The organism is Bradyrhizobium algeriense, assembly GCF_036924595.1.
Classification (GTDB): Bacteria; Pseudomonadota; Alphaproteobacteria; order Rhizobiales; family Xanthobacteraceae; genus Bradyrhizobium; species Bradyrhizobium algeriense.
Map to the genome: position 1 here is coordinate 4,407,685 of NZ_JAZHRV010000001.1, position 25,466 is coordinate 4,433,150.

Genomic DNA, 25,466 nt, shown 5'->3' on the forward strand with positions numbered 1-25,466 from the left:
CGACTTCAATTGGGCTAGTTCAGCGTAGCGTAATAGCGGGCGAAGAAACTTATCTCATAGATGGCCGCGCCGAACGCAAACAGCATATGGAATCTCAAATTGCGCGTTATCGCGGCTACGCCGCATACCAGTATGAATGCGGCGTTCGCCAGGAGATACTCCAGTCCCAGCGATCGCAGGTGGGCTTCGCCCTTTATCAAACTGTCGACCACATCGAGCGCTTCAGTAAGAGCCGCAAACCCAAAGAACCAGCGGCGACGCGAGAGAAAGTAATCTTGATAACCCTTGTATTCCTCCAGATCCTGGGGGAAAAGCAGGACGCTAAGGAAGTAGTACATCGATGCGTACACGCAAATGAAGAAATAGAGGCCAAACGTCCAGTGCGGGATGAGGCTCAGCCGAAATTCCCACCACCAGAATGTGACCACGTTCACGAGCGCCCAGGCGACCCAACCCAGATGAACGGGCCAGATCCGGTAGCGGCCGGGATGCGCGACCAATGCCGCGATGCCGCTGACCAACCGCGTGACGCTAAGCCCGAGGATGATGCCGATCAGCACCCGCACGTGAAGATAGAGATCGATGTTGGCCGGCAAGGCAGCACTTTGAGCCATTAAGTCCCCGTTCTCAGGCATCATCGAAGCATCGTGGCGCCTTCAACAGGCGTCCCCGCGACGATTCCGGCGATGGCCTTCAGGATTGCGCGCTTGCCGCCCGGGCAAGGCGAAATCGACACGTTCCGTCCTCGTGCTCGCTGTCTAGCTTGATTCGATCACAATTGTTTCGCCAACGCTGGCCGCCCTTCGGAAGAAGGTTCCCGCCGCCTCCCGCGTCGGCCGCCAGCGTGGCGACCTCCAATTGCACTGAGATACCAGAACCCGTTACAGTCGTGTGGGCTTCCGAATTTTCCCGATAATGCAGCTTGCCCGAGCGCCTTAATCATTTGAAATTACTTGGTTATTTTATTTGGTTGCAGTTGCGAGATTTTCGCGCGTTAAGACAATCTCCATCAAAATTCAGCACAATTGCATATGTCGACGGCATACGCTGGAAACCATTCCGGCCTGCCGGCACGGCTGAATTGTCAAATCCATATTCGTTTTGGTGACGCCATGGCATCCCGGTTTTCGCTCGCAGCCAAGTTGTATTCGATCTTCGCGCTGTTCGCGTTGCTCGTCGCCGCCATCACCGCCTTGTCCGACTACAACACGCGCCAGAATGCCCAACTTACCGAAGCGGTCTCGACCGCCAGCCGTGCCGCGCTCAACGTCGAGCGCATCAATTCGCTGGTCTATGCCGTCGTGATGGAATCGCGCGGCGTCTACATGTCGACTGATCCGGCGGTGGTGAAAAAATACGGCGACGGCTTGCTCAAGTTCAACGAACGCATTCTTGAGGTCGTCAAGAATTGGGAGACGCTGGTCCAGGCTGATGACGCCCAGCAGTTCGCCACCTTCAGGAAGCGCATCGAACAGTTTGTCGACTTCCGCAAGGAGCTGGTTCGCCGCGGTGTCGAGATCAATGCGGCGGCAGGCCGCGAATGGGGTGACAACGACGCCAACCGCCAAGTGCGCACGGCGCTGAACAAGGATCTGGAAGCCCTGTCCAAGGTCTATGCCGAACGCAGCAAGAGACTGGCGCAACAGACCGATACCAACCACACGATGGCCTTTGTGCTGACCTGCCTCGGCGTCATGGCGCTGGTGGTGGTCGTCATCGGCGTGCTGATCATCGCCCGTTCGATCGCGCGGCCGCTTTCGGTCATCACCGCAACCATCAAGCAGGTCGCCGACGGCGCCGAGGGCGTCGAGGTGCCGCATACCGGCCGCGCCGACGAGATCGGCGCGCTGGCCCGGGCGATCAAGATCTTCCAGGAAGCGATGGACGGTAACCGCAACCTCAATTCGCAGGTGCTGGACGATTCGAAAGCACGCGACGAGCGCACCCGTCACATCGAAGCCTCGGTCGACGCCTTCCGCGAAGCGATCAGTGGCGTGCTGCGCGCGGTCACTGACAATGCCGCCTCGATGCGCGGCACCGCCCAGACCATCGCCAGCGTCTCGTCGGACGCCAACGGACGCGCCGTGGCGGCTTCCGGCGCGACCGAGCAGGCTTCCAGCAACGTTTCCGCCGTCGCCAGCGCGGCGGAGGAGCTCTCGGCTTCGGTCGAGGAAATCGGCCGCCAGGTGCGCCAATCGGCTAGCGCCGTCGAACAGGCGGGCCAGCGCACCGAGAAATCGGTCTCCGAGATCGAGGGGCTCGCGGCTGCGACCCAGCGCATCGACGGCGTGCTCACCCTGATCCAGGCGATCGCCGAGCAAACCAATCTCCTGGCGCTCAACGCGACGATCGAGGCCGCGCGCGCCGGCGACGCCGGCCGCGGTTTTGCGGTCGTCGCCCACGAGGTCAAGGCACTCGCCGAGCAGACCGCCAAGGCGACCGCGGAGATCAGCCAGAACGTCAGCCTGATCCAGGCGTCGACCAAGAATTCGGTCGAAGCGGTCCGCGAAATTGGCAACGCCGTGCGCGAGATCAACGATGTGACATCGATCATCGCCAGCGCCATCGAGCAGCAGGACGCGGCGACCCGCGAAATATCGCAGAACGCGCAGCTCGCGGCGCAGGGTAACGGTACGCTCGTCGTCAATATCGGTTCGCTGAGCGATGCCATCGGCACGACCAGCACGGCGGCGGCCTCCGTCCTCACCGCATCCAGCGAACTGACGGCCACCGCCGAGACGCTCTCCCGCGAAGTCGAGAAGTTCTTCCGCAATCTGCGCGCGGACTCGTCCGAGCAGGTGCGCAAGACCGGGACCTGATCGAACCTCACTCCACCGGGATCACGTCCACGGCCACGCCAAGCTTCTGCTTGCGCGAGCCGACAATGATGCCGTCGACCGGCGAGACATCGGAGAAGTCGCGCCCGATTGCCAGAATGATGTGATCGTTCTCGATCATGATGTCGTTGGTCGGATCGAACCCGACCCAGCCGAGCTCGGCGCCGCACCACACCGACACCCAGGCATGGGTGGCGTCGGCGCCCTGCAGGCGCGGCTTCCCGGGCGGCGGAATGGTGCGCAAGTAGCCGCTGACATAGGCCGCGGGCAGACCCAGCCCGCGCAAACCCGCGATCATCACATGGGCAAAATCCTGGCACACGCCGTGCCGCTTTTCGAACACCTCCCTGAGCGGCGTCGAGATTACCGTGGCCTTCGGATCGTACCTGAAGTCGTTGCGGATCCGGTGCATCAGCTCGACGGCGCCTGAGAGGATGCCGCCGCCCGGCGGGAAGCTTGGCGCGGCATAGCCGGTGAGCGGCGCCAGCACCGGCACCAACGAACTCGCAAAGACATATCCGATCGGCGAGGCCGGGCCGAGACTGGTGGCCTCGAAAGCCACATCGCGGATATCTTCCCATGACGGGCTCGGCGCTTTGCGCGCCGGCGCTTTGCGCGAAACCGAAACCCGCGAGCGGGAATCGATCCGCAAGTTGCGATGCGCGGCCTCGATCAGCACGCTCTCGGTATGGGTTCCGAAAAAATCGTGCCGCACCGCGCGTTCGGCCGGCCGCGGCCGGATCTCGACCGCGTGCGAGATCAGTTGCTGTCCGTCGCTGCTGCGCGGCTCCAGCCGCAGCGAGCACCGCGCAAAACTCACCGGGCTTTCGTAAGCGTATGTGGTGACATGACGGATGTCGTAGATCACGCGAGGCCCGTCAGCTTCTCCGGCCGGCTCGCATTGGGCCCGTGCGGAAAGTAATGCAGGCCGATGGCGTCGGCGAGATTGAGCAGATCCTGCTCCAGCGCGAACAGCGTTTTGACGTCAAGCGCTGCGGCCTCGGCCGTCGTCAGCGTCGCCTGCAAGGCTACCGCCAGCCGCTGCGGCCGCTCGATCAGGCCATGCTCCTTCAGGCTCGGGAGTGCGGCGATGTGATCATTCAGCGTCGCCACCTGAAACGCGACCGAGCGCGGGTTATACGGATCGAGCACCGCGAGATCGCGCACCGGCACCAGCGCCGGGCCGACCAGGTAACGCGAACGATAGGTGATCTGGCAATCGACCAGCGTCAGCAGCACATCGAGATCTTCCTCGCCGGCTTCGTCATAGGCGAATTGTCGCGCGAACCGCGCGGTATTGATGGCACGCTCGGCACGGCGGCCCATGTCGAGGAAGCGCCAGCCGGCGGCGCGATTCATGTTTTCCTGCGCCAAACCCGCAAGGCTTGCCAGTTCCTGCAACGTCAGTTCGGCGGCGCTGACGATGCTGTCGTCGTCGTCGACCTGCAATGCGAGGCGGTCGACCATCTCAGTGATGATCTGCCAGGCGTCGGGCGAAAGCCGCTCGCGCAGGGAGGTCGCGGTCCGTTGCACCGACCGCACCAGCGAAAACGCCGAGCCAAATTTCTCCTCGCTTTGCAGCGCTTCGGCGATGACCCTCGCGGGGTTGGTCCGCGTCGCCTGCGAGGTCGCGCCCCAGGTCACCAGAAGCCGCTGGATGCGCTCGACCGAGGGCAACGCGGTCGACGATCCCTTGGCAGGGTCGCGCATCGGCGTGCCGAGCGCGCGGATCAGCCGCAGCGTCGCCTCGGCGCGCTCGAGATAACGGCCGAGCCAGAACAGATTGTCCGCGGCGCGGCTGGGCACGACGCCCGCGATCCGCCTGATACGCACGCTGTCGGCACCCGGCAACAGCGTCGAAGCCGATACCGCCTTGTCGGACACCACCCAGACGTCCGCCGAGCGGGCCCCGTCACCCATCGACACCGCGCGCGCATCCGCCTGTTCGGCGATCCGGCAGAAACCGCCGGGCAGAATGGTCCAGCCCTGGGGCGTTGCCGCGGCGAACACCCGCAATACGAACGGGCGCGGCGTGATCCGGCCCTGCTCCCAGACCGGCGTCGTCGACAGCCGCACCAGTTCCTGGCCGACATAATCGATGCCGCGATCGGTGATCGCCTGCCGGAGCCGGTCGCGCTCGGCAGGCGGCAACTCGCCGGCGAGTACCGGCCCATGGCTGGAAAAGCCGGGAACGGCCCGGCCGTAGGCGCCCTCGATCGCAAAATCCTCCAGCCGCGACAGCACTTCCTCGCGCGCGGCTTTCTGCCCGCACCACCATGTGGCGATGTGCGGCATGATCGGATTCTCGCCAAGCAGCCGCCGGCACAGGCTCGGCAGAAACCCGAGCAGCGCCCTCGCCTCCAATACGCCGGAGCCCGGCATGTTGGCGACGACGACGCCGTTCTTGCGCAGCACGTCGATCAGGCCGGGCACGCCGAGATGTGACGACGCATCGAGTTCGAGCGGATCGAGAAAATTCGAATCGACCCGGCGCAGCAGCACGTCGAGCCGCTTCAGGCCGGCGACGGTGCGGATATAGATGCGGTCGCCGCTGACGGCGAGATCGTCGCCCTCGACCAGGAGAAAGCCGAGATAGCGCGCCAGCGTCGCATGTTCGAAATAGGTTTCGCTGAAGGCGCCCGGCGTCAGCAATCCGATCCGCGGCTCGTCGCGGTCGGCGCTGGCGCGAAGTGAATCGCGGAACGCCTCGAAGAACGGCGCCACGCGCTCGACATTCATCGACTTGTAAAGGTTGGAAAAGGCGCGCGACAGCACCAGGCGATTTTCCAGCGCGTAGCCGGCGCCGGACGGCGCCTGCGTGCGGTCGTTCAACACCCACCAGCGCCCATCGGGGCCGCGGCCGACATCGGCCGCATAGAGCTGAAGATGGCGGCCACCGGGCGGTTTGACGCCGCAAACCGCCCGCAGATATTCGTTGCTGCCGGCAATCGCGGCTGCGGGCACCGCGCCATCGGTGACCAACCGGCCCTCGCCATAGAGATCGCGCAGCACCATTTCGAACAATTGGGCCCGTTGGGCGATGCCCGCGGTCAGTTGCTGCCAATCGGCCTCGTCGATGATGAGCGGCAGATGGCTAAGCGGCCACAGCCGGTCGGCGGTCTCGCCGGGCGCGCGATAGGTGACGCCGGCCTCACGCAGATGCCGGTCGGCGGAGGCAAAGCGGCGCTCGATATCGGCTGGCGACAATGCGGCGAAGGCATCGAAGAATCGGGTCCACGCCGCGCGGGGCGCGCCGTCCGGTCCGATATATTCGTCGGGGATGCCGGGCAGCCGCGCATAGTCGCGCATCCATTGCGCGATCCGGCGCTGGCCCGGACGGGCCTTGCTTTCCTGATTGCTGCCTTGACTGCTGCCTTGGCCTGCCATTCCGATTCCCCGAGAGCGCCGCTCCCGATTAGATCAGGAGCGGCGTCCTCAAGTCGAGCGTCAAAGGGAATTCATTTGTGCGTTCCTCGGGCGCAGGCTCGATCCTGCCCGGAGTGTGGCCGTGATCCTGAAACCGGGCCAGCCGCCGGGCTTCCGCCTCATAGGAATTGACCGGCTTGGTATCGTAGCTGCGCCCGCCGGGATGGGCGACGTGGTAGACGCAGCCGCCGAGCGAGCGGCCGTTCCAGGTATCAATTAAGTCAAATGTCAGCGGTGCATGAACCGGAATGGTCGGATGCAGGCCCGAGGCCGGCTGCCAGGCCTTGAAACGGACGGCGGCAACGGCCTCGCCGGAACGTTCCGTCGGCGTCATCGGCATCCGCCGGCCGTTGCAGGTCACGACATGGCGGCCTTCGACGAAGCCGGTCGCCTTGACCTGCAGCCGCTCCACGGAAGAATCGACATAGCGCACGGTGCCGCCGGCCGAGCCCTCTTCGCCGAGCACATGCCATGGCTCCAGCGCCTGCCGCAATTCGAGCGCGACGCCGCCATGATGGACGCGGCCGAACGCCGGAAAACGAAACTCGAGCTGGGCGGAGTACCATTCCGGCGAGAACTCGTAGCCGGATTGCCGGAGCTCATCGAGCACGCCGAGAAAATCTTCCCAGAGGAAATGCGGCAGCATGAAGCGATCGTGCAGCGCCGTGCCCCAGCGCACGAACTTGCCTTGTTGGGGTTCGCGCCAGAGCTTTGCGATCAGCGCGCGGATCAATAGTTGCTGCGCCAGCGACATCCTGGGATCGGGAGGCATTTCGAGCGCGCGGAATTCGACCAGCCCGAGGCGGCCGGTCGGCCCATCCGGCGAATAGAGTTTGTCGATGCAGATTTCGGCGCGATGGGTATTGCCTGTTATGTCGACGAGGATATGCCGGAACAGCCGGTCGACCAGCCATAGCGGGGCCTCGATATCGGCCGGCGGCACATGCGCCAGCGCGACTTCCAGTTCGTAGAGTCCGTCGTGCCGGGCCTCATCGATGCGCGGGGCCTGGCTGGTCGGGCCGATGAACATGCCGGAGAACAGATAGGACAGCGACGGATGGCGCTGCCAGTACAGAACGAGGCTCTTCAGCAAATCGGGGCGGCGCAGGAACGGCGAATCCTGCGGCGTCGAGCCGCCGACCACGACATGATTGCCGCCGCCGGTGCCCGTGTGGCGGCCATCGACCAGAAAACGGTTGGCGCCGAGCCGGACTTTTGCGGCGTCATCATACAGGCCGAAGGTGATATCGACCGCTTCGCGCCAGCTCTGCGCCGGCTGAACGTTGATCTCGATGACGCCGGGATCGGGCGTCACCTTGATCACCTCGACGCGCGGGTCATAGGGCGGCCCGTAGCCCTCGACATGAACCGGGATTTGCAGTTCCTCGGCAGTCGCTTCCACCGCCGTAATCAGTTCGAAATAGTCTTCAACCTTTTCGACCGGCGGCATGAAGACGCACAACACGCCATCGCGGACTTCGACCGATGTTGCCGTGCGCACCGGCTTGGCCTTGGGTTTGGGCTTCGGCGCCAATTTTGAAGGCACGCCTTCTGCCGCAACGTCCTTGTCCTCGACGGCCAATTCGAGCCGCGGCTCCATCGGATCCTGCTCGACGACATAAGGGTATTCTTCCGGCGGGACATGCGGCAACGATGCCATCGGCAGCCGCAACCCAAGCGGGGAGTCGCCGGGTATCAGAAATAGATGGCCGCGCCGAAGTTGCCAGCACTCGCTCATCCAGCCAGAACCGTCAGCGCCCGCGTGCTGAACCGGGAGCACGAATCCCTTGGGCTTGTTGAGCCCCTCATCGAACACCCGCGCCATGCGCGAGCGCTCTTCCGCGTCAGCCAGCTTGGAGTCGCTGGGATCGACATTCACCGGCAAGGCCGCTTCCTTTTGCAGCCAATGCACGGGGTCCTCATACGCCGGCATCACATAATCAAGTTCGAGGCCGAGCCGCCTGGCGATGCCTTCCATCAGTTTTTGAGCATCCGCGATACCGGCCTTGCGCGGGCTGTCGATCTTCGCGATCAGCTCGGCGTTCTTCCAGATCGGCACGCCGTCCTTGCGCCAATAGAGGCCGAAGGCCCAGCGCGGCAGGCTTTCGCCCGGATACCATTTGCCCTGCCCGTAATGCAGCAGCCCGCCCGGCGCAAAGCGGGCCTGCAGCTTGCGGATCAGTTCGTCCGCCAGCGCCTGCTTGGTCGGGCCGATGGCGGCGATGTTCCATTCCGGTGATTCCAGATCGTCGACGGAGACGAAGGTCGGCTCGCCGCCCATTGTCAGCCGCACGTCACCAGCCCTCAGATCGGCATCGACCTGCTCGCCGAGCGCATCGAGACGCGCCCAGGATTCGTCGGAGAACGGCCGCGTGATCCGCGGCGCCTCGCGGATGCGCCGGACGCTCATCTCGAAGCCGAAATCGACATTGGCAAAGCCGGCGCTGCCCGAGATCGGCGCTGCCGATCGGTAGTGCGGCGTGGCGGCGACGGGAATGTGCCCCTCGCCCGTCAGCATGCCGGAGGTGACGTCGAACCCGATCCACCCCGCGCCCGGTAGATAGACTTCGGCCCAGGCGTGCAGGTCGGTAAAATCGCTTTCGACCTCGCGCGGGCCTTCGACCGGATCGATGTCGGGCCGCAACTGCATGAGATAGCCGGAAACAAAGCGCGCCGCGAGACCGAGATGGCGGAAGATATGGATCAACAGCCACGCCGAGTCGCGGCATGACCCGGAGCCGGCAGCCAGCGTCTCTTCCGGCGTCTGAATGCCCGGCTCCATCCGGATGACATAGCTGATCTTTTTCTGCAGTTGCGCGTTGAGTTCGACCAGAAAATTGACGGTGCTGTCGGCCTCGCGCGGAATCTCCTTCACGTACGCCGCGAACAGCGGCCCCTGCTCTGACGTCGCGAGATACGGCGCAAGCTCGGTCTTCAGATCGTTGGTGTATTGAAACGGAAAAGAGGTGGCGTAACCCTCGACAAAGAAGTCGAAGGGATTGACGACCGCCATCTGCGCGGTGAAGTCGACTTCGATCTTCAGCTCGGACGCCTTCTCCGGAAACACGAATCGCGCCAGCCAGTTGCCTTGCGGATCCTGCTGCCAGTTCACAAAATGATTTGTCGGCGTGACCTTGAGCGAATAGCTCAGGATCGGCGTGCGCGTATGCGGCGCCGGGCGCAGGCGAACGGTTTGCGGGCCGAGATCGATCGGTCGGTCGTATTTGTAGTGCGTGACGTGGTGTAGTGCGACGAAGATCGACACGGACCGGAGACTCCAGCGGCTTTTTTAAGCAGAACACTGGTTCCGGGTCGGATCAAGCACTAACAACGGGCAGCCAGTGCCTACAGGAAGTGCGGAAGTCGTCCCTGCGAACGCAGGAACCCAAACCGCGTGATCTATCGGGAAGGCAGTTTGGTCGACACTTCCGCAATAACGAAGGCCGGTGGCTATGGGCCCCTGCGTTCGCACGGGCGACGCGAGAGTAGTGCAAGAACTCACATCGTCGCGCCAAGCACCCACGGCGCGAACTCCGCACCGCCGAAGTCAAAGCTCTCGCTCTTGGTCGGCTGGCCGGATGCCGTTTTCAGCATCAGCTCGAAAATGCGCTGGCCGCATTGCTGCACACTTTCCTCGCCGTCGAGGATGGTGCCGCAATTGACGTCCATGTCGTCTTCCATCCGCTGGTACATCGGCGTGTTGGTGGCGAGCTTGATCGAGGGCGCGGGCTTGCAGCCGAACACGCTGCCGCGTCCGGTGGTGAAGCAGACCATGTTGGCGCCACCCGCCACCTGCCCGGTCGCGGCGACCGGGTCGTAGCCGGGCGTGTCCATGAAGACAAAACCCTTCTTGGTGATGGGCTCGGCGTAGTTGAGCACGTCGACCAGGTTGGTGCTGCCGGCCTTGGCCATCGCGCCCAATGATTTCTCAAGGATCGTGGTGAGGCCGCCGGCCTTGTTGCCGGGGCTCGGGTTGGCGTTCATCTCGGCGCCTTCGCGTCTGGTGTACTCTTCCCACCAGCGCATCAGGCCGACGAGCTTTTCGCCGACCTCGCGGCTGACCGCGCGGCGGGTCAGGAGATGCTCGGCGCCGTAGGTTTCCGGCGTCTCGGACAGGATCACCGTGCCGCCGTGGGCAACCAGGAGATCGCTCGCCGCCCCCAGTGCCGGATTGGCCGACACGCCGGAGTAGCCATCGGAGCCGCCGCATTGCAGCGCCACCGTTAATTCGCTGGCCGGCACGGGTTCGCGCTTTACTTTATTGGCGTCGGTCAGCGCCTCCTTCACGAAAGCGATGCCGGCCTCCACCGTCTTGCGAGTGCCGCCGACTTCCTGGATGTCCATCGCACGCAGCCGGCCGGCCAGTTTCTGTTCCTGCATCAGGCCGCCGATCTGGTTGACCTCGCAGCCCAGCCCCAGCACCACGACGGCAGAAAAGTTCACATGCCGCGCGTAGCCGCCGAGCGTCCGGCGGAGCAGCGCCAGCGGTTCGTCCTGCGTCATGCCGCAACCGGTCTTGTGGGTCAGCGCCACCACGCCGTCGACATTCGGGAAATCGGCCAGCGGGTTATCGCCGGTAAATGGATTCTTCTTGAACATGTCGGCGACGATGCCGGCGACATGGGCGCTGCAGTTCACCGAGGTGAGAATGCCGATATAATTGCGCGTCGCCACCCGCCCGTCTGCGCGGCGAATGCCGTCGAAGGTCGCGGGCAGATCGAAGTTCGGCACCGGCTTGACGTCGACGCCATAGGCATAGTCCTTGGCGAAATCGCCCATGCCGCAGTTTTGAGTATGCACATGCTGGCCCGGTGCAATCGGCGCGGTGGCAAAGCCGATGATCTGGCCGTAGCGGCGTACCGGCTCGCCCACGGCGATCGGCTTGATCGCCACCTTGTGGCCCGCCGGAATCCGCTCGACCGTGGTGACGCCATCGGCCACCACCATGCCGGGCGGCAGGCTCGAGCGCGCGATCAGGACGCCGTCGTCAGGATGCAGGCGAATGACGGGTGCCGGGGTCATTTGGGTACCTCCTCAGGGTTGGCGAGTAGCGAGTGGCGAATTGAACGATCCGCGCCTCGCCACTCCCTATTTCGTGCCTTCGCCGCTTACGCCTTCCCAGCCGAATCCTTGCGGGTCTGGTTCACCTGCATCTTGGCATAGGTCGACATCAGCCCGACTTCGTTCGACAGCGTCACGAGCTTGAAGCCCATGTTGATGGCGCGTACTGCGCCCTCGGCGCCGGAGCAGTGGATGCCGGGATTGAGGCCACGCGTGCCGCATTCCTTGATGATCTTCTCGTAGATCTTCAGGATCTCCGGCTCGTCGCGGTCGAGCTTCGGCACCAGGCCATAGGAGAAGCCGAGATCGGACGGGCCGATATAGACGCCATCGATGCCCTCGACGTCGAGGATCGCTTCCATGTTCTCGACCGCGGTCCTGGTCTCCATCATCGGCAGCAGCACGATCTCGTCGTTGGCCGTCTGCTGGTAGGAGCCGGCCGAGCCGTACATGCCCGAGCGGATCGGGCCGTTCGAACGCGTACCCTTCGGCGGGTATTTTGCGTACTGGACCAGGTTCCTGGCTTCCTGCGGGGTGTTGATCATCGGGCAGATCACGCCATAGGCGCCGCCGTCGAGCACCTTGCCGATGATGCCGGGCTCATTCCAGGGCACGCGGACCATCGGGGTCACCGGATGGGCGTGCATCGACTGGAAGCATTGCACCATCGAGAGGTAATCCTGCACGCCGTGCTGCATGTCGACGGTGACGCTGTCGAAGCCGCATTGCGCGATCACTTCAGCCGAGAAGCCGGACGGAATCGCGAGCCACGCGTTCACCACGGCTTTGCCCGAGGCCCATACTTTCTTGACGTTGTTGGTTGCCATTGATCGCTTTCCCTTTGTGATCGTTACGATAGTTGGAGTTCGCGGAGTTGATTAGCTGGCGGCGCGCTGGATGCTGGCCTCGCTGACGCCGACCTCGCGGGCCGTGTTGACGATCGCAGCCCAGGTATCGTCCGGCAGCGGTACGCCGTTCCTGGTGCGCTCGGCGCGCATCTTGCGTTCGGGGTCGCCCGGGACCAGCACGGTATCGACGCCTGCGATCGGCTTGGTCTCCCGGATGAAGTCGGTATAGCGCGAGATTTCGTCGTCGAAGTAATTGCTGGTGTCGATCACCTTGGGATCGACATAGAAGGCGAGCATGCCATTGGCGAACTGGCGGCCGCCCGAGGTGGCGCCCGTACCGGTCAGCGCGCCGCCGAGCAGTTCGCAGATGAAGGCGAGACCCGAGCCCTTGTGTTCGCCGAACGCGCGGATCGCGCCCGTCCCCTTGGTATGGTCGCGCGGCCCGTCCGGCGTGTAGGGCCCATAGAGCACGGACGGCTCCTCGCTCAGCGTGCCGTCGGCGTCAACCAGTGCGCCGGTCGGCAGTTTCTTGCCGCCGCGGCTCGCCACCAGCACCTTGCCTTCGGCGACGATCGAGGTCGCAAAATCAAGCACGATCGGGTCCTGCCCCCGGCGCGGAATGCCGACGCAATAGGGCGCAGTCGATAGCCGCTTCTGCACGCCGCCGAACGGCGCCACCAGCAGCGAGCCCGCGGCGTTGACGAAATGAACCGACACCAGCCCTTCGGCAGCGGCCATTTCGGCCCAGTCGCCGACGCGGCCGATATGCCCGGCATTGCGCAGCGCAACCGCTGACAGCCCCGCCTTCTTGCACTTTTCGATGCCGGTCCGCACCGCGAACGGCGTCACGGTCTGGCCATAGCCGAACTTGCCATCGACCACGGCGAGCGACGGCGTATCGACGACAATCTCGGGGGTCTGGTTGGGAACGACGTTGCCTGTCTTCTTCCAGCGAATGTAGACCGGAACCCGGATCACGCCGTGGCTGTCATGTCCGGTGAGATTGGCCGTCGTGAGGTAGGTCGCGATGCACCTGGCTTCCTCGGGCGAGGATTCCGAATGGGAAAAAACCTCTGCAACGAAATCGATCAGATTGTTGACTTTTATTGTGACCATATCCGGATTTCAGCTCTGTCCTTGCATCGGGGAAGCCTGCATGTCGGCGGCTAAGCCCGAGAACTCCCGCACCGGTTTTCATGACCGGCTTGGCCGGCACTTTGATCGAAAAACCGCGCGGATGTCTACTCGCCTCGATCGCATTAGCCAAATGATCGCAATCATTTGGCCGCCCGCTATGCACCGGGCCACTAGCATCATGCAAATTTGCGCTTACTCGTCGGGCCCGGCGTCGCCCTCGCCGGCCACTTCCATCGCAGCGAGGCTGCGCTCCAATTCGCCAAGCATGTCCTGCAGTTCAGCGAGCTTGCGCGCACCATAGCGATTGGTGATCTCGGCGTAGATTGCTTCCGACGTCGGCGCGACGGCCTCGATCAGCTTCAATCCCTTGGACGAGATCGACACCTCACCGCGGCGCAGGTCGGCCTTGGCGGTCCGCCGCTCGATCAGATCGCGCGCCTCGAGGTCGCGCAGAATTCGCGACAGGCTCGGCCCCAGCAAAAAGGCAACGCGCGCCAGTTCGGTCACCTCGATGGTGTCGACCGCCGTCAGCGCGCGCAGGATGCGCCATTGCTGTTCTGTCAAACCGTGGTTGCGCAAGGAGGGACGGAATTGCCGCATGACCGCTTCACGGGCGCGCAACAACGACATCGGCAGCGAACGAGAGAATTCACGCATCGGCGCGCGGCGGGGCTCCGACGTTCCGTCCGGGTCCGAACGCGATCCATTCAGCGATTTCTTGCCTGCCATCTCTAATCGTCCGCCATCAGAAATCGTTGATCGAGAGAAGGATAAAGTTTTGCGCTGCAACAAGCATCAAATCAGTTTGCCGGATATAACTTAACATGTTAAACATATTTCAGCACCCTCTTTTTGCCGAACGCCAGGCCGGACGCAGATGGCCCTTTCCAGCGACGAAATCCGAAATGCCGCCGAGCGGCTCGATCACGCCGAGAAGAGCCGCCAGCAGATCCGGCAGCTTTCGCTCGAATATCCCGGCATAACGATAGAAGATGCCTACGCTATTCAGAAAGCCTGGGTCGAGATGAAAGTAGCAGGGGGCCGCGTCGTGAAGGGTCACAAGATCGGCCTGACCTCGAAGGCGATGCAGAGCGCGCTTAACATCGACGAGCCCGATTCCGGCATCCTGCTCGACGACATGTTCTTCACCGATGGCGGGCTCGTGCCGTCGGACCGTTTCATCGCCACCCGCGTCGAGGCCGAACTCGCCTTCGTGATGAAGTCGCGGCTTTCGGGACCGGACTGCACGATGTTCGATGTGCTCAACGCCACCGATTTTGTGGTGCCGGCGCTGGAGATTCTGGATACGCGGGTTGAACGTGTCGATCCGCAGACCAAATCAACCCGGAAGATTTTTGACACCATCGCTGACAACGCCGCGAATGCCGGCATCGTACTCGGCGGCCGTCCGATCCGGCCGATGGATGCCGACCTGCGCTGGATCGGCGCGCTGTGTTTCCGCAACGGCCAGTTGGAAGAGACCGGGCTTGCGGCCGGCGTTCTCAATCATCCCGCGACATCGGTGGCCTGGCTTGCCAACAAGATCGCGCCGAACGGGCTGGCGCTGGAAGCCGGACAGGTGGTGCTGGCGGGATCATTCATCCGCCCGATCGAGACCCGCAAGGGCGACACGATCCAGGCGGACTATGGACCTTACGGTTCCGTGAGCTGCTACTTCGCCTGATGCGTTAGGGAAGACGGGAGTCATCGCAACATGCCGCACTTCACAATTGAATATTCAGGCAATCTCGACCGCCACGTCGACATGGGCGCGGTCGTGGAACTGGTCCGCAAGGCCGCGGTCGAGACCGGCATCTTCCCGCTCGGAGGTATTCGAGTCCGCGCCGTCAGGTGCGAGCACTATGCGATCGCCGATGGCCGCCAGAACTACGGCTTTCTCGACATGGTGCTGCGGCTCGGCGAGGGCCGCGACCTCGCCACGCGCAAGAAGGCGGGCGAACATATTTTCAAGGCCTTGTCGGCCTACCTTGATCCGGTGTTCGCGAACCAAAAATTCGCGCTGTCGTTCGACATGCAGATCAACGACAAGGAAACAAGCTGGAAACGCAACAACATCCACGAAGCTCTGAAAGTGGAGGCTCTCCATGGATAAGGCGACACCGAAGGACCTGTTTCAGGCCAATCGCGACCGCGCAGCGCCCCTGCTCGCCAAATTAAAGAGTGAGGGCATCGGCCACATGATTGACGGCAAGGCCGTGCCGTCGGTCTCCGGCCAGACGTTCGAGACGAAGTCTCCGGTGGACGGCGCGGTGCTGGCGTCGGTGGCACGCGGCCATGCCGAAGACATCGACCGTGCCGCAACCGCAGCCGCGGCTGCCTTCAAATCCTGGCGCGAGATGTCTGCGGCGGCACGGAAGAAATTGCTGCATCGGGTGGCTGATGCGATCGAGGACCACGCCGACGACATCGCGGTGCTGGAATGCATCGACACCGGCCAGGCGCATCGCTTCATGGCCAAGGCCGCGATCCGGGCGGCGGAAAACTTCCGCTTCTTCGCCAACAAATGCGCCGAGGCCCGCGACGGCCTCAACACGCCGAGCGAGGAGCATTGGAACATCTCGACCCGGGTGCCGATCGGCCCGGTCGGCGTCATCACGCCGTGGAACACGCCGTTCATGCTGTCGACCTGGAAGATCGCCCCCGCCCTGGCCGCGGGCTGCACGGTGGTGCACAAGCCGGCGGAATGGTCGCCGGTAACGGCGGACCTGCTGGCGAAGCTGGCGAAACAGGCCGGCCTGCCCGACGGCGTGCTCAACACCGTGCACGGCATGGGCGAGGAAGCCGGCAAGGCGCTGACCGAGCACCCCGCCATCAAGGCGATCGGCTTTGTCGGCGAAAGTTCGACCGGCTCCGCGATCATGGCGCAGGGCGCCCCTACCCTGAAGCGCGTCCATTTCGAGCTCGGCGGCAAGAACCCGGTGATCGTGTTCGACGATGCCGACCTCGACCGGGCGCTCGATGCGGTCGTGTTCATGATCTACTCCCTTAATGGCGAGCGCTGCACCTCGTCGAGCCGGCTGCTGGTCCAGGAGGGCATCGCCGGAAAATTCATCGAGAAGCTGACCGCGCGGGTGAAGGCGCTGAAGGTCGGTCATCCGCTCGACCCCGCCACCGAAATCGGGCCGCTGATCCATGAGCGGCACCTCGCCAAAGTCTGCAGCTATTTCGAGGTCGCGAAGAAGGACGGCGCCACCATCGCGGTCGGCGGCAAGCCGCATGACGGGCCCGGCGGCGGGCATTACGTGCAGCCGACGCTGGTCACTGGCGCGCATTCGAAAATGCGGGTGGCGCAGGAGGAAGTGTTCGGCCCGTTCCTGACCGTGATCCCGTTCAAGGATGAGAAGGACGCGATCGAGATCGCCAACGGCGTCCAATACGGCCTTACCGGCTACGTCTGGACCGGCGACATGGGCCGCGCGCTGCGTGTCGCGGATGCCTTGGAAGCCGGCATGATCTGGCTCAATTCCGAAAACGTCCGCCATCTGCCGACGCCGTTCGGCGGCATGAAATCATCAGGCATCGGCCGCGATGGCGGCGACTACTCGTTCGACTTCTACATGGAGACCAAGCACGTCTCGCTGGCGCGAGGCACGCACAAGATTCAGAGACTGGGAGTGTAACCGCCACCGTCGTTCCGGGATGGTCCGAAGGACCAGACCCGGAACCTCGAGGACCGCCCCGGAATGACAGAGAATCCGAGGAAACGCCATGCCCGTGCCGACGCATATCTTCGATCCGCCGTTCAACATCATCCGCTGCAGCCATGCCGTGCTCGACGTCGTTGACCTCAACAAGAGCCGCGCCTTCTATGAGAACACCGTCGGCCTCCATGTCGAGGACAGCGACGCCATGGCGGTGTACCTGCGCGGCAGCGAGGAGCATCAGCATCATTCGCTGGTGCTGCGGAAGGCGCGAGTCGCCGCCTGCAGCCGGCTCGGCTTCAAGGTCGGCAATGACAGCGATCTCGACAAGGCGGCCAGCTTCTTTTCCGAGAACGGCATTACTTACGGCTTCGTCGAGCAGCCGTTCCAGGGCCGCACGCTGCAATTCACCGATCCCGCCGGCTTCCAGCTCGAACTTTACGCGTCGATGGAAAAGCGCCCGCATCTGCTCAGGCGCTACGATCTCTACAAGGGCTGCCATCCGCAGCGGCTCGACCATTTCAACGTCTTCGCGCCTGAAGTGCAAAACACCGTCGATTTCTACGCCCGGCTCGGCTTCCGGCTGACCGAATATGGCGAGGAGGACGGGCCGAACGGGCGCATCGCGGCGGCCTGGATGCACCGCAAGGGCAATGTCCATGACCTCGCCATCACCAATGGCAAGGGCCCTCGCCTGCATCACATGGCCTATTGGACGCCGACCGCGATGAACATCCTGCATCTCTGCGACGTGATGGCTTCCAGCGGCTATCTGAAGAACATCGAGCGCGGCCCGGGCCGCCACGGCATCTCGAACGCGTTCTTCCTCTATGTCCGGGACCCGGACGGCCATCGCCTCGAACTCTACACCAGCGATTACTTCACCGGCGACCACGACCACGAGCCGCTCCGTTGGTCGCTGAAGGACCCGCGCCGTCAGACACTGTGGGGCGCACCCGCGCCACGCTCCTGGTTCGAGGAGGGCACGCCCTTTGCCGGACAGGCAGTGCGCGAACCCGCCTTTATCGCCGACGTCACGATTGCGGATTGACGGAACAGAAAATGGCCTCTCCCCGCCTCGCGACTTTCACTGTCAACGGCTCGCAGAAATACGGCGCCGTGACCGATTCCGGCATCGTCGATCTCTCCGCGCATTTCGGAACGGAATTTCCGACGCTGCGCGAAGCCATTGCTGATGGCGCACTGATGAAACTCGCCGAAGACGCCGCGAAGCGCGCGCCGGACCATGCGCTCGATGCGATCACCTGGCAGCCGCCGATCCCCTCGCCGGAAAAGATCATCTGCATCGGCGTCAACTACCCGGACCGCAACGCCGAATACAAGGACGGCCAGGACGCGCCGAAATATCCGAGCATGTTCATGCGGACGCCGCGCTCCTTTGTCGGTCACAACGCGCCGCTGGTGCGGCCGCGTGCCTCAGCCCAGCTCGATTACGAGGGTGAGCTGGTGCTGGTCATCGGCAAGGCCGGGCGGCACATCAAGGAGAGCGACGCGCTGGACCACATCGCCGCCGTCACACTCTGCAACGAGGGCACCATCCGCGATTGGGTGCGGCACGCCAAGTTCAACGTCACGCAGGGCAAGAATTTCGATTCCACCGGCAGCCTTGGGCCGTGGATCGTGCCCTACACCAACGAAAGCCAGATCGCCGACATCCGTCTCACCACGCGGGTCAATGGCGAGACCCGGCAGGACGACCGCACGGGGCGACTGATCTTCGGCTTCCGCTATTTGATCAACTACCTCTCGACCTTTACAACGCTGGTGCCCGGCGACGTCATCGTGACGGGAACGCCAACCGGCGCCGGTGCGCGCTTCGACCCGCCGCGCTACCTCAAGCCCGGCGACATCATCGAGGTCGAAGCCGAGGGTGTCGGCGTGCTGAAAAACGGCGTCGTCGACGAAGCCTGATCAATCCTGAGAAGCGAGTGGATAGTGCAATGACCTCAACCTCCGGCGGCGAAGCGATCGTCAATGGCCTCGTCGCGCATGGCGTCGATACCGTATTCGGCCTGCCCGGCGCGCAGATCTACGGGCTGTTCGACGCCTTCCATCAGGCGCAATTGAAGGTGATCGGCGCGCGGCATGAGCAGGCCTGCGGCTACATGGCCTTTGGCTATGCGCGCTCGAGCGGCCGGCCCGGCGTGTTCAGCGTGGTGCCCGGCCCCGGCGTGCTCAATGCCGGTGCGGCGCTGCTCACCGCGTTCGGCTCGAACGAGCCGGTGCTGTGCCTCACCGGCCAGGTGCCGACGGCATTTCTCGGCAAGGGCCGCGGCCATTTGCATGAAATGCCGGATCAACTCGCGACGCTGCGCACGTTTGTAAAATGGGCCGACCGCATCGAATATCCTGATGTCGCGCCCGCGATGGTTTCGCGTGCGTTTCAGGAGATGATGTCGGGGCGCCGTGGGCCGGTTTCGCTGGAAATGCCGTGGGACGTGTTTACGCAGCGCGCCGAAGTCGGACCCGCCAAAGTGTTCGATACCCTGCCCGCACCGCAGCCCGACCCTGATCGCATCAAGGCCGCGGCGGCACTGATCAAGGACAGCAAGCGGCCGATGATCTTTGTCGGCAGCGGCGCGATCCATGCGCGCGAGGAAATTCTCGAACTGGCTGAAATGATCGACGCGCCCGTGGTGGCGTTCCGCAGCGGCCGCGGCATCGTCTCCAATGCGCACGAGCTCGGGCTGACCATGGCGGCGGCCTACAGGCTGTGGCCGACCACCGATCTGATGATCGGGATCGGCACCCGGCTGGAATTGCCGACGATGTCGCGCTGGCCCTATCGCCCCGACGGCCTGAAATCGGTTCGCATCGATATCGATCCCGTGGAGATGCGGCGCTACGTGCCCGACGCGGCCGTGATCGCGGATGCCAAGGCCGGCACCGCCGATCTGGCGGCGGCGGTGAAAAAGGCCGGCTACAGCAAGAGCAGCGTCCGGCGCGCCGAGATCCGCGAGGCGACCGCCGCCGCGCAGCAGGAGATCCAGAAGGTTCAGCCGCAAATGGCGTATCTGAACATCCTGCGCGAGGTGCTGCCGGCAAATGCGATCGTCACCGACGAGCTGTCACAGGTCGGCTTCGCCTCCTGGTACGGCTTTCCGATCTACGAGCCGCGCACCTTCATTACCTCGGGCTATCAGGGCACGCTCGGCTCGGGCTTCCCCACTGCGCTCGGCGCCAAGGTCGCCAACCCGGACCGGCCGGTGGTCGCGATCACGGGCGACGGCGGCTTCATGTTCGGCGTGCAGGAATTATCGACCGCCGCGCAGTTCAAGATCGGCGTGGTGACGCTGGTGTTCAACAACAACGCCTATGGCAATGTGCGCCGCGACCAGCGCCAGCACTTTGACGGACGCGTGGTGGCGTCAGACCTGGTCAATCCTGATTTCGTCAAGCTTGCGGAATCCTTCGGCGTTGGCGCGGCGCGCGTCACCTCGCCGGATCATTTCCGCCCCGCGCTGGAAAAGGCGCTGGCCGACGGCGGGCCTTACGTGATTTCGGTGGAAGTGCCGACGGATTCGGAAGTGAGCCCGTGGGCGTTCATTCATCCAGCGAAGAATATCTAAACCTGCCTCGCCATGCTTCGCTGCATCCGCGAGGCCGCAATCACCAGCAGGCCCGCGCCGGCCACCGACCAGCACGCCACCGGCGCCCATTGCAGCAGCGGTGCATATTCCGGCAGTTTTTGCAGTCCGCCGGCAACCGCCGCCATGCGTGCAAAGGTCGCGAGCGCCAGCGCGGAAAACACCAGTCCGACGACCTTGCCCTCGGCGCCGGTCTCCCCGATCGCCAGCGCGGCCGAGACCGCGGCCATCAGCATGCAGCCCCACGCAGCACCGGCGATGAACTGCGCGGCGATCAGCATGTTGAGATTGCCGGCCATTTCCGCGCCCAGCACCGCCAGCCCGCCCAGGAGACCGGCGGCGCCCATCACGATCAGCCCGCCGCGGTGCTTGACCACGACGCTCGCCGGAAACATCGCAATGTTGAAGCCGATCCAGAACACCGGCATCAGCCATGGCAGCTCATCCGGCTTGGCGAAGCGCAGGAAGAACGGCGTGCTGTTGATGGAGAAATGCAGTTGGTAGCCGAGCGACAGGATGACCATCGAGGCGATGAAGAACATCGGCACCTGGCCGAGCGATTTTGCGGGCGCAGCCCGTTGTTTCGTGACCGATGATGCCTGCGCCAGATCGCGTTCGACCTTCGACAAGGCAAGCGTCGTGATCAGCAGCACCACGCCCGAGATCACGAAGGGGAGCCGCGGATCGTGATTGCGCAGGGCCACACCGAGATAAGGCGATACCGCGCCCGCCAGTCCGTAGCCGAGCATTGCCAGCGCCGACAGAAACGGGATCGCGGGCCGTGCGGCGTATTTGCCTAGTAGCGTCAGCGGCGGTGCGCGCAGGGCCGATGACGTCACGACCCAGATCAGGATCAGTCCGATGAACCAGACCTGCGCCCCCGGCCCGGTGCCCGCCACGAACGGCAGCGCGACAAAGGCCGCACAGGAGATCGCGGTCAGGACGCCGACGAACACGCCGAGCTTGCCGACAAACGGCGCTATCCTGTCGGCGGCAATTCCCATCGCGGTGTCGGTGATGGTGAAGATCGCCTGATCCAGCATCAGGATCAGGATCACGGCTGGTGGCGCGATGCCGACCTCGGCGCACAGCTTTGGCAGATAGATGACGTAGGTGGTCCAGCCCAGCGTGAAGACGAGCTGCAGCACGGCGAGATAGACGCCGGTGCGGTTGGCGCTGGTATTGGTCTCGGACGTTGCCTCTGACGTGGTCATGTCGGCCCCCCGGCTTATCAAGCATAGACCACAGGAACCACGGATGGAACGCCCTCTTCCCTTCTCGCCTTGTAGGAGAAGGTGGCAGATCACCGCGCCTTGCGAAAGGTCAGGTTGATGCGCTGGCGGCCCATCAGCGCGTGCTCACCGTCAGCGAGGGGCGCCACGCCGTGAAAGAATAGCCGCGACGGGCCGCCCCAGACCACGACGTCGCCGTGCTCCAGCCGGTAACGGTGCGGCTTGTCGGCGCGCTTCAGCCCGCCGAACAGGAAGATCGCCGGCAGGCCCAGCGATACCGAGACGATCGGCGCGGCGAAGTCCAGTTCGTCCTTGTCCTGATGCAGCGACAGCTTCGCGCCGGGCACATAGCGATTGATGAGGCAGGCCTCCGGCTCGAAGCCGTTGAACCCGGCGTCCGACGCAGCGTCGGCCGCTAGTCTGCGCAGCACAGTCGGCATCGCCGGCCATGGCTGGCTGGACTCGGGGTCGATGGCGTCATAGCGATAACCAGTACTGTCCGACACCCAGCCGACACTACCGCAATTGGTCATCGCGACCGACATGCGGTGGCCGCCCGGCGTGATCAGATGCCGGAACGGCGCCTGTTTGACAATCTCGCGAAGTGCCGGAAGCAACTCGGCTTCGAACGCCCGTGCAAATCCGCGCAGCAACACCGCGCCCTCCGCCATCGCTTCACGCGACGGGCGCACATCCGGGATGGCCTCGAACAAATCCGCAGTCAACGCAGCCCGCACTCATTTGGCATCGTGAAAGATCACACCGACGGTGTGGCGGTGGCCAGAACGGATCCGGCTGACGCCATGGCGCAGATTAACGCGGTAGAACCCGCGCGTCCCCTGCACTGGTCGGTGATGCACAGCAAAGGCGACCGCATCGCCCTGCCTGAGCGGAACCACCTCGGGCCGCGACTGCATCCGCGGCCGCTGCTCGGTCAGCACGAACTCGCCACCTTCGAAATCGCGCCCCGGTTCCGACAGCAGGATCGCGACCTGCAGCGGAAACACGTGCTCGCCGTAGAGATCCTGATGCAGGCAATTATAGTCGCCCTCGCCATATTGCAGCAGCAGCGGCGTCGGCCGGGTCTGCCCGGCGTCATGGCAGCGTTTCAGGAACGCCTCGTGGCGATCGGGATAGCGGATGTCGATCCCCATCGTCTCATTCCAGCGATTGGCGACGGGGTGGAGCCGCGCATAGAGCGTGGGCCGCAATTCCGCAATCAGGTCGGGCAGCGGATAGGCGAAATACTTGTATTCGCCACGGCCGAAGCCATGGCGTCCCATCACGATCTTGCTGCGGAAGTTTGCGTCATCCGGATAGAGTGCGGCCAGCGCGTCGCATTCTTCCGGCGTCAGCAATCCCTTCAGTACTGCGCAGCCCTGTGCGTCGAGATCGGCGGTCGCCTGCACCCAGTGGATGGCATCGACGCGGGCGGCGATGGTTGGCGGATGGTCAATATTTCTTGCGGTTGCTCTCATGGCGGTAAATCTCGCACTCAGGCCACGGCGAAACCACCCGATTTCCGACGAGTTCCATCCCCGTCATTGCGAGCCAACGGGGCGGGCATTCGCCCAACCCGTTGGCTCGCAATGACGGTGGCTGGAGCGCAGCGTCAGCCCAACACCGGCATCGTGACCACATCATACCCGTGGCTGATCTTCCGCTTCAGCACGGGATCCTCCAGTTCGAACTCGAAGCGATCGGCCGGACGGATGCCGCCCTTGGCAGCAAACGTGCCGCCGAACATGGCGCAGCCGTCGGGCAGGCCCTTAGCCCCGAAGCCACGGTCGATGAGATCTTTTACTGGCAGCATCGCATCGAGTGTACCTTCCTGGTACAGCACCCGCGCGCCGTCGATGATGGCCCAGGAGCGCAGGATCATCTGGTCCCAGTGCGCGATGACCTCCTCAAGCTCCCACAGTACCGAGGCAACCGGCTTATCGCACATCTGTTTTGAGACCGTGACGCTGTAGGCTTCCACCTTGCGGTCGGTATGGTCGGAGCCGCAGCCGACGAAGGTGCGGCCCTGCCAGCCGATCAGCACGAACTCGACCTCGCCGCTGGAATTTTCGCCGGAGACCTCGATTCGATCCTCCAGGGTGATCCGTCGCGCCGAGCAGCGGTAGTAGATCGGCGTCGACGCCGGCCGCGCGATGCCGATCGCTTCGAGTTCGGCGATGTGCTTGTCGCGCGCCACCGGATCGCGGCCGGTCCAGCCGGCGATGACGGCCTGATCGATCGCAAGCGTTAGCGGCGTCAACATACCCTTGTCGTCGACGTTGAAGGTCAGATCAAACACGGATGATATTCTCCATTCCGGCGGCCAATTCGAAGATGCGGCGATCCGATCCGCCTGCGGCGGCGAGCATCAGCCCGACCGGAACCTCGCCTTCGCGATGCGCCGGCAGCGAGATCGCGCAGCCGTCGAGCATGTTGATCAGCGTGCAATTGCGCAACGAGCGCAAATTCTGCGTGGCGAAGGCCTGGTCGTCGGCGAGATCGGCAATGACAGGCGGCGTATTCGCTGTCGTCGGCAGCACCAGCGCGTCATAGGGCGCGATGCGCTGTTCCGTTCGCGCAATGAACGAACGGCGCGCCTTGAGGATGTCGATATAGTCCGCCGCGCTGATGCCTTCGCCGCGCAGGATGCGGACGCGCACGCGGGGGTCGTAGACGTCGCCTTTGCTGGTGAGCAGATAGCGGTGCCAGGCGTAGCTCTCAGCGGCGGCAAACCCTCCCTTGCTGTTCATGACACCGACATCGTGAAATTCCGGCACCTCGATCCGCTCGATCAACGCGCCCTGCCGCGACAACGTCGTCAGCGCACGCTCGAATGTCTTCGCGACCTCGTCGTCGAGATCGTCCAGCGCGATCGTGGTCGGCACCGCCAGCCGCATGCCCTTGATCGGGCGCGGCTGCAATGGATGCACGGCTTCATCCGCAAGCACGGCATCAAGCACCGCGCAGCAATCGACACTGCGCGCCAGCGGCCCAAAGCTGTCGAGCGAGAACGACAGCGGCACGCCACCGTCAAGCGGCACGCGGGCCTGCGTCGGCTTGTAGCCGACGATGCCATTATAGGCGGCCGGAATCCGGCAGGAGCCGCCGGTATCGGTGCCGAGCGCGCCGTGGGCCATGCGATCGGCGATCGAGACCGCGGCGCCTGAGGACGAGCCGCCGGGCACGTGGCCGACGCTGCGATTCCACACGCTTTTCGGCGTGCCGTAATGCGGGTTGATGCCGATGCCGGAATAGGCGAATTCGGTCATGTTGGTGCGGCCGATCACGATGAAGCCGGCCCGGCGCAGCCGCGCCACCACCGGCGCATCGGCCTCCGCCGGCGCAGAATCCTCCAGCGCGCGGGAGCCGGCGCGGGTCACCTGCCCCTTGATGTCGTAGAGATCCTTGATCGAGACGGGAATGCCGGCATAGGGCGACGGCACGGCGTTGGCTTTACGCAGATGATCCATCGCATCTGCCGCTGCAATCGCCGCATCCTTGTCGACGTGAACGAAGGTGCGCGCGCCTTCGCCGGCGGGATCGGCAATCCTTGCAAGACATTCCTCGACCAGTTTGCGCGCGGTGATACGCCCAGTGTCGAGATCGGCGGCGAGGCCGGCGAGTGTCGGATGGTTCGGCATGGTGTTCTTGATTA

Annotated in this window: 21 protein-coding genes; 8 read left to right on the forward strand and 13 right to left on the reverse strand. The window is 64.0% G+C overall.

Going from position 1 to position 25,466, the window contains the following annotated elements; translation table 11 throughout:
• Positions 1–14 precede the first annotated feature (14 nt).
• Positions 15–638 carry a hypothetical protein gene (locus V1286_RS21445; RefSeq protein WP_334482351.1) on the reverse strand — a complete coding sequence of 208 codons (624 nt, stop codon included), beginning with the start codon at positions 636–638 and terminating at the stop codon, positions 15–17.
• 474 nt (positions 639–1,112) lie between these two features.
• Between V1286_RS21445 and V1286_RS21450 the strand changes: the two genes are divergently transcribed.
• Positions 1,113–2,819 carry a methyl-accepting chemotaxis protein gene (locus V1286_RS21450; protein WP_334482352.1) on the forward strand — a complete coding sequence of 569 codons (1,707 nt, stop codon included), beginning with the start codon at positions 1,113–1,115 and terminating at the stop codon, positions 2,817–2,819.
• A gap of 7 nt (positions 2,820–2,826) precedes the next feature.
• On the opposite strand, the gene V1286_RS21455 is transcribed toward V1286_RS21450, so the two are convergent.
• From V1286_RS21455 to hpaR, 7 genes are all read right to left on the reverse strand, one after another.
• Positions 2,827–3,705, reverse strand: coding sequence for a transglutaminase family protein (locus V1286_RS21455; RefSeq protein ID WP_334482354.1), 879 nt, complete (start codon positions 3,703–3,705; stop codon positions 2,827–2,829).
• Positions 3,702–6,224: a circularly permuted type 2 ATP-grasp protein gene (locus V1286_RS21460; protein ID WP_334482355.1), complete on the reverse strand. Its 2,523-nt coding sequence runs from the start codon at positions 6,222–6,224 to the stop codon at positions 3,702–3,704. The genes V1286_RS21455 and V1286_RS21460 overlap by 4 nt, the downstream gene beginning before the upstream one ends.
• A 28-nt stretch (positions 6,225–6,252) precedes the next feature.
• The gene (locus V1286_RS21465) at positions 6,253–9,528 is read right to left on the reverse strand and encodes a transglutaminase family protein (protein WP_334482357.1); all 3,276 of its coding nucleotides are present in this window, start codon (positions 9,526–9,528) and stop codon (positions 6,253–6,255) included.
• Between the two features lie 233 nt (positions 9,529–9,761).
• Positions 9,762–11,285, reverse strand: a complete 1,524-nt coding sequence (locus V1286_RS21470; protein WP_334482359.1) for a UxaA family hydrolase — start codon at positions 11,283–11,285, stop codon at positions 9,762–9,764.
• Positions 11,286–11,371: 86 nt separating this feature from the next.
• Positions 11,372–12,151 (reverse strand): HpcH/HpaI aldolase family protein, encoded by a 780-nt coding sequence (locus V1286_RS21475; protein ID WP_334482361.1) that lies wholly within the window; start codon positions 12,149–12,151, stop codon positions 11,372–11,374.
• A 51-nt stretch (positions 12,152–12,202) separates the two neighbouring features.
• The gene (locus V1286_RS21480; RefSeq protein WP_334482363.1) at positions 12,203–13,288 is read right to left on the reverse strand and encodes a malate/lactate/ureidoglycolate dehydrogenase; all 1,086 of its coding nucleotides are present in this window, start codon (positions 13,286–13,288) and stop codon (positions 12,203–12,205) included.
• Positions 13,289–13,501: 213 nt separating this feature from the next.
• A complete protein-coding gene (gene hpaR, locus V1286_RS21485) occupies positions 13,502–13,966 on the reverse strand; it encodes a homoprotocatechuate degradation operon regulator HpaR (protein ID WP_244608142.1) in 465 nt (154 codons plus the stop codon).
• Between hpaR and V1286_RS21490 the strand changes: the two genes are divergently transcribed.
• The 7 genes from V1286_RS21490 to V1286_RS21520 all read left to right on the forward strand — a co-directional run bounded on the left by V1286_RS21490 (position 13,908) and on the right by V1286_RS21520 (position 20,561).
• Complete coding sequence (locus V1286_RS21490) at positions 13,908–14,132, forward strand: hypothetical protein (protein WP_334490277.1); 225 nt, start codon at positions 13,908–13,910, stop codon at positions 14,130–14,132. The two genes, hpaR and V1286_RS21490, sit on opposite strands and share 59 nt — an antisense overlap.
• Before the next feature lie 54 nt (positions 14,133–14,186).
• Positions 14,187–14,993, forward strand: coding sequence for a 2-oxo-hept-4-ene-1,7-dioate hydratase (hpaH, locus tag V1286_RS21495; protein WP_334482366.1), 807 nt, complete (start codon positions 14,187–14,189; stop codon positions 14,991–14,993).
• A gap of 30 nt (positions 14,994–15,023) precedes the next feature.
• Complete coding sequence (locus V1286_RS21500) at positions 15,024–15,422, forward strand: 5-carboxymethyl-2-hydroxymuconate Delta-isomerase (RefSeq protein ID WP_334482368.1); 399 nt, start codon at positions 15,024–15,026, stop codon at positions 15,420–15,422.
• Positions 15,415–16,950, forward strand: a complete 1,536-nt coding sequence (hpaE, locus tag V1286_RS21505) for a 5-carboxymethyl-2-hydroxymuconate semialdehyde dehydrogenase (RefSeq protein ID WP_334482369.1) — start codon at positions 15,415–15,417, stop codon at positions 16,948–16,950. The genes V1286_RS21500 and hpaE overlap by 8 nt, the downstream gene beginning before the upstream one ends.
• An 88-nt stretch (positions 16,951–17,038) precedes the next feature.
• Positions 17,039–18,022 carry a 3,4-dihydroxyphenylacetate 2,3-dioxygenase gene (hpaD, locus tag V1286_RS21510; protein ID WP_334482370.1) on the forward strand — a complete coding sequence of 328 codons (984 nt, stop codon included), beginning with the start codon at positions 17,039–17,041 and terminating at the stop codon, positions 18,020–18,022.
• Positions 18,023–18,033: 11 nt separating this feature from the next.
• The gene (locus V1286_RS21515) at positions 18,034–18,903 is read left to right on the forward strand and encodes a fumarylacetoacetate hydrolase family protein (protein ID WP_334482371.1); all 870 of its coding nucleotides are present in this window, start codon (positions 18,034–18,036) and stop codon (positions 18,901–18,903) included.
• 29 nt (positions 18,904–18,932) lie between these two features.
• The gene (locus V1286_RS21520) at positions 18,933–20,561 is read left to right on the forward strand and encodes a thiamine pyrophosphate-dependent enzyme (RefSeq protein WP_334482372.1); all 1,629 of its coding nucleotides are present in this window, start codon (positions 18,933–18,935) and stop codon (positions 20,559–20,561) included.
• Here V1286_RS21520 and V1286_RS21525 read toward each other — a convergent pair.
• From V1286_RS21525 to V1286_RS21545, 5 genes are all read right to left on the reverse strand, one after another.
• Positions 20,558–21,793 (reverse strand): MFS transporter, encoded by a 1,236-nt coding sequence (locus tag V1286_RS21525; protein ID WP_334482373.1) that lies wholly within the window; start codon positions 21,791–21,793, stop codon positions 20,558–20,560. The genes V1286_RS21520 and V1286_RS21525 overlap by 4 nt on opposite strands.
• An 89-nt stretch (positions 21,794–21,882) precedes the next feature.
• On the reverse strand, positions 21,883–22,536 hold the full coding sequence (alkB, locus tag V1286_RS21530; protein WP_334482374.1) for a DNA oxidative demethylase AlkB: 654 nt from the start codon (positions 22,534–22,536) through the stop codon (positions 21,883–21,885).
• A 12-nt stretch (positions 22,537–22,548) separates the two neighbouring features.
• Positions 22,549–23,289, reverse strand: a complete 741-nt coding sequence (locus tag V1286_RS21535) for a 2OG-Fe(II) oxygenase (RefSeq protein WP_334482375.1) — start codon at positions 23,287–23,289, stop codon at positions 22,549–22,551.
• A 134-nt stretch (positions 23,290–23,423) separates the two neighbouring features.
• Complete coding sequence (locus V1286_RS21540) at positions 23,424–24,110, reverse strand: DUF2848 domain-containing protein (RefSeq protein ID WP_334482376.1); 687 nt, start codon at positions 24,108–24,110, stop codon at positions 23,424–23,426.
• Positions 24,103–25,452 carry an amidase gene (locus tag V1286_RS21545; RefSeq protein WP_334482377.1) on the reverse strand — a complete coding sequence of 450 codons (1,350 nt, stop codon included), beginning with the start codon at positions 25,450–25,452 and terminating at the stop codon, positions 24,103–24,105. Before V1286_RS21545 ends, V1286_RS21540 begins: the two co-directional genes overlap by 8 nt.
• Positions 25,453–25,466: the final 14 nt, after the last annotated feature.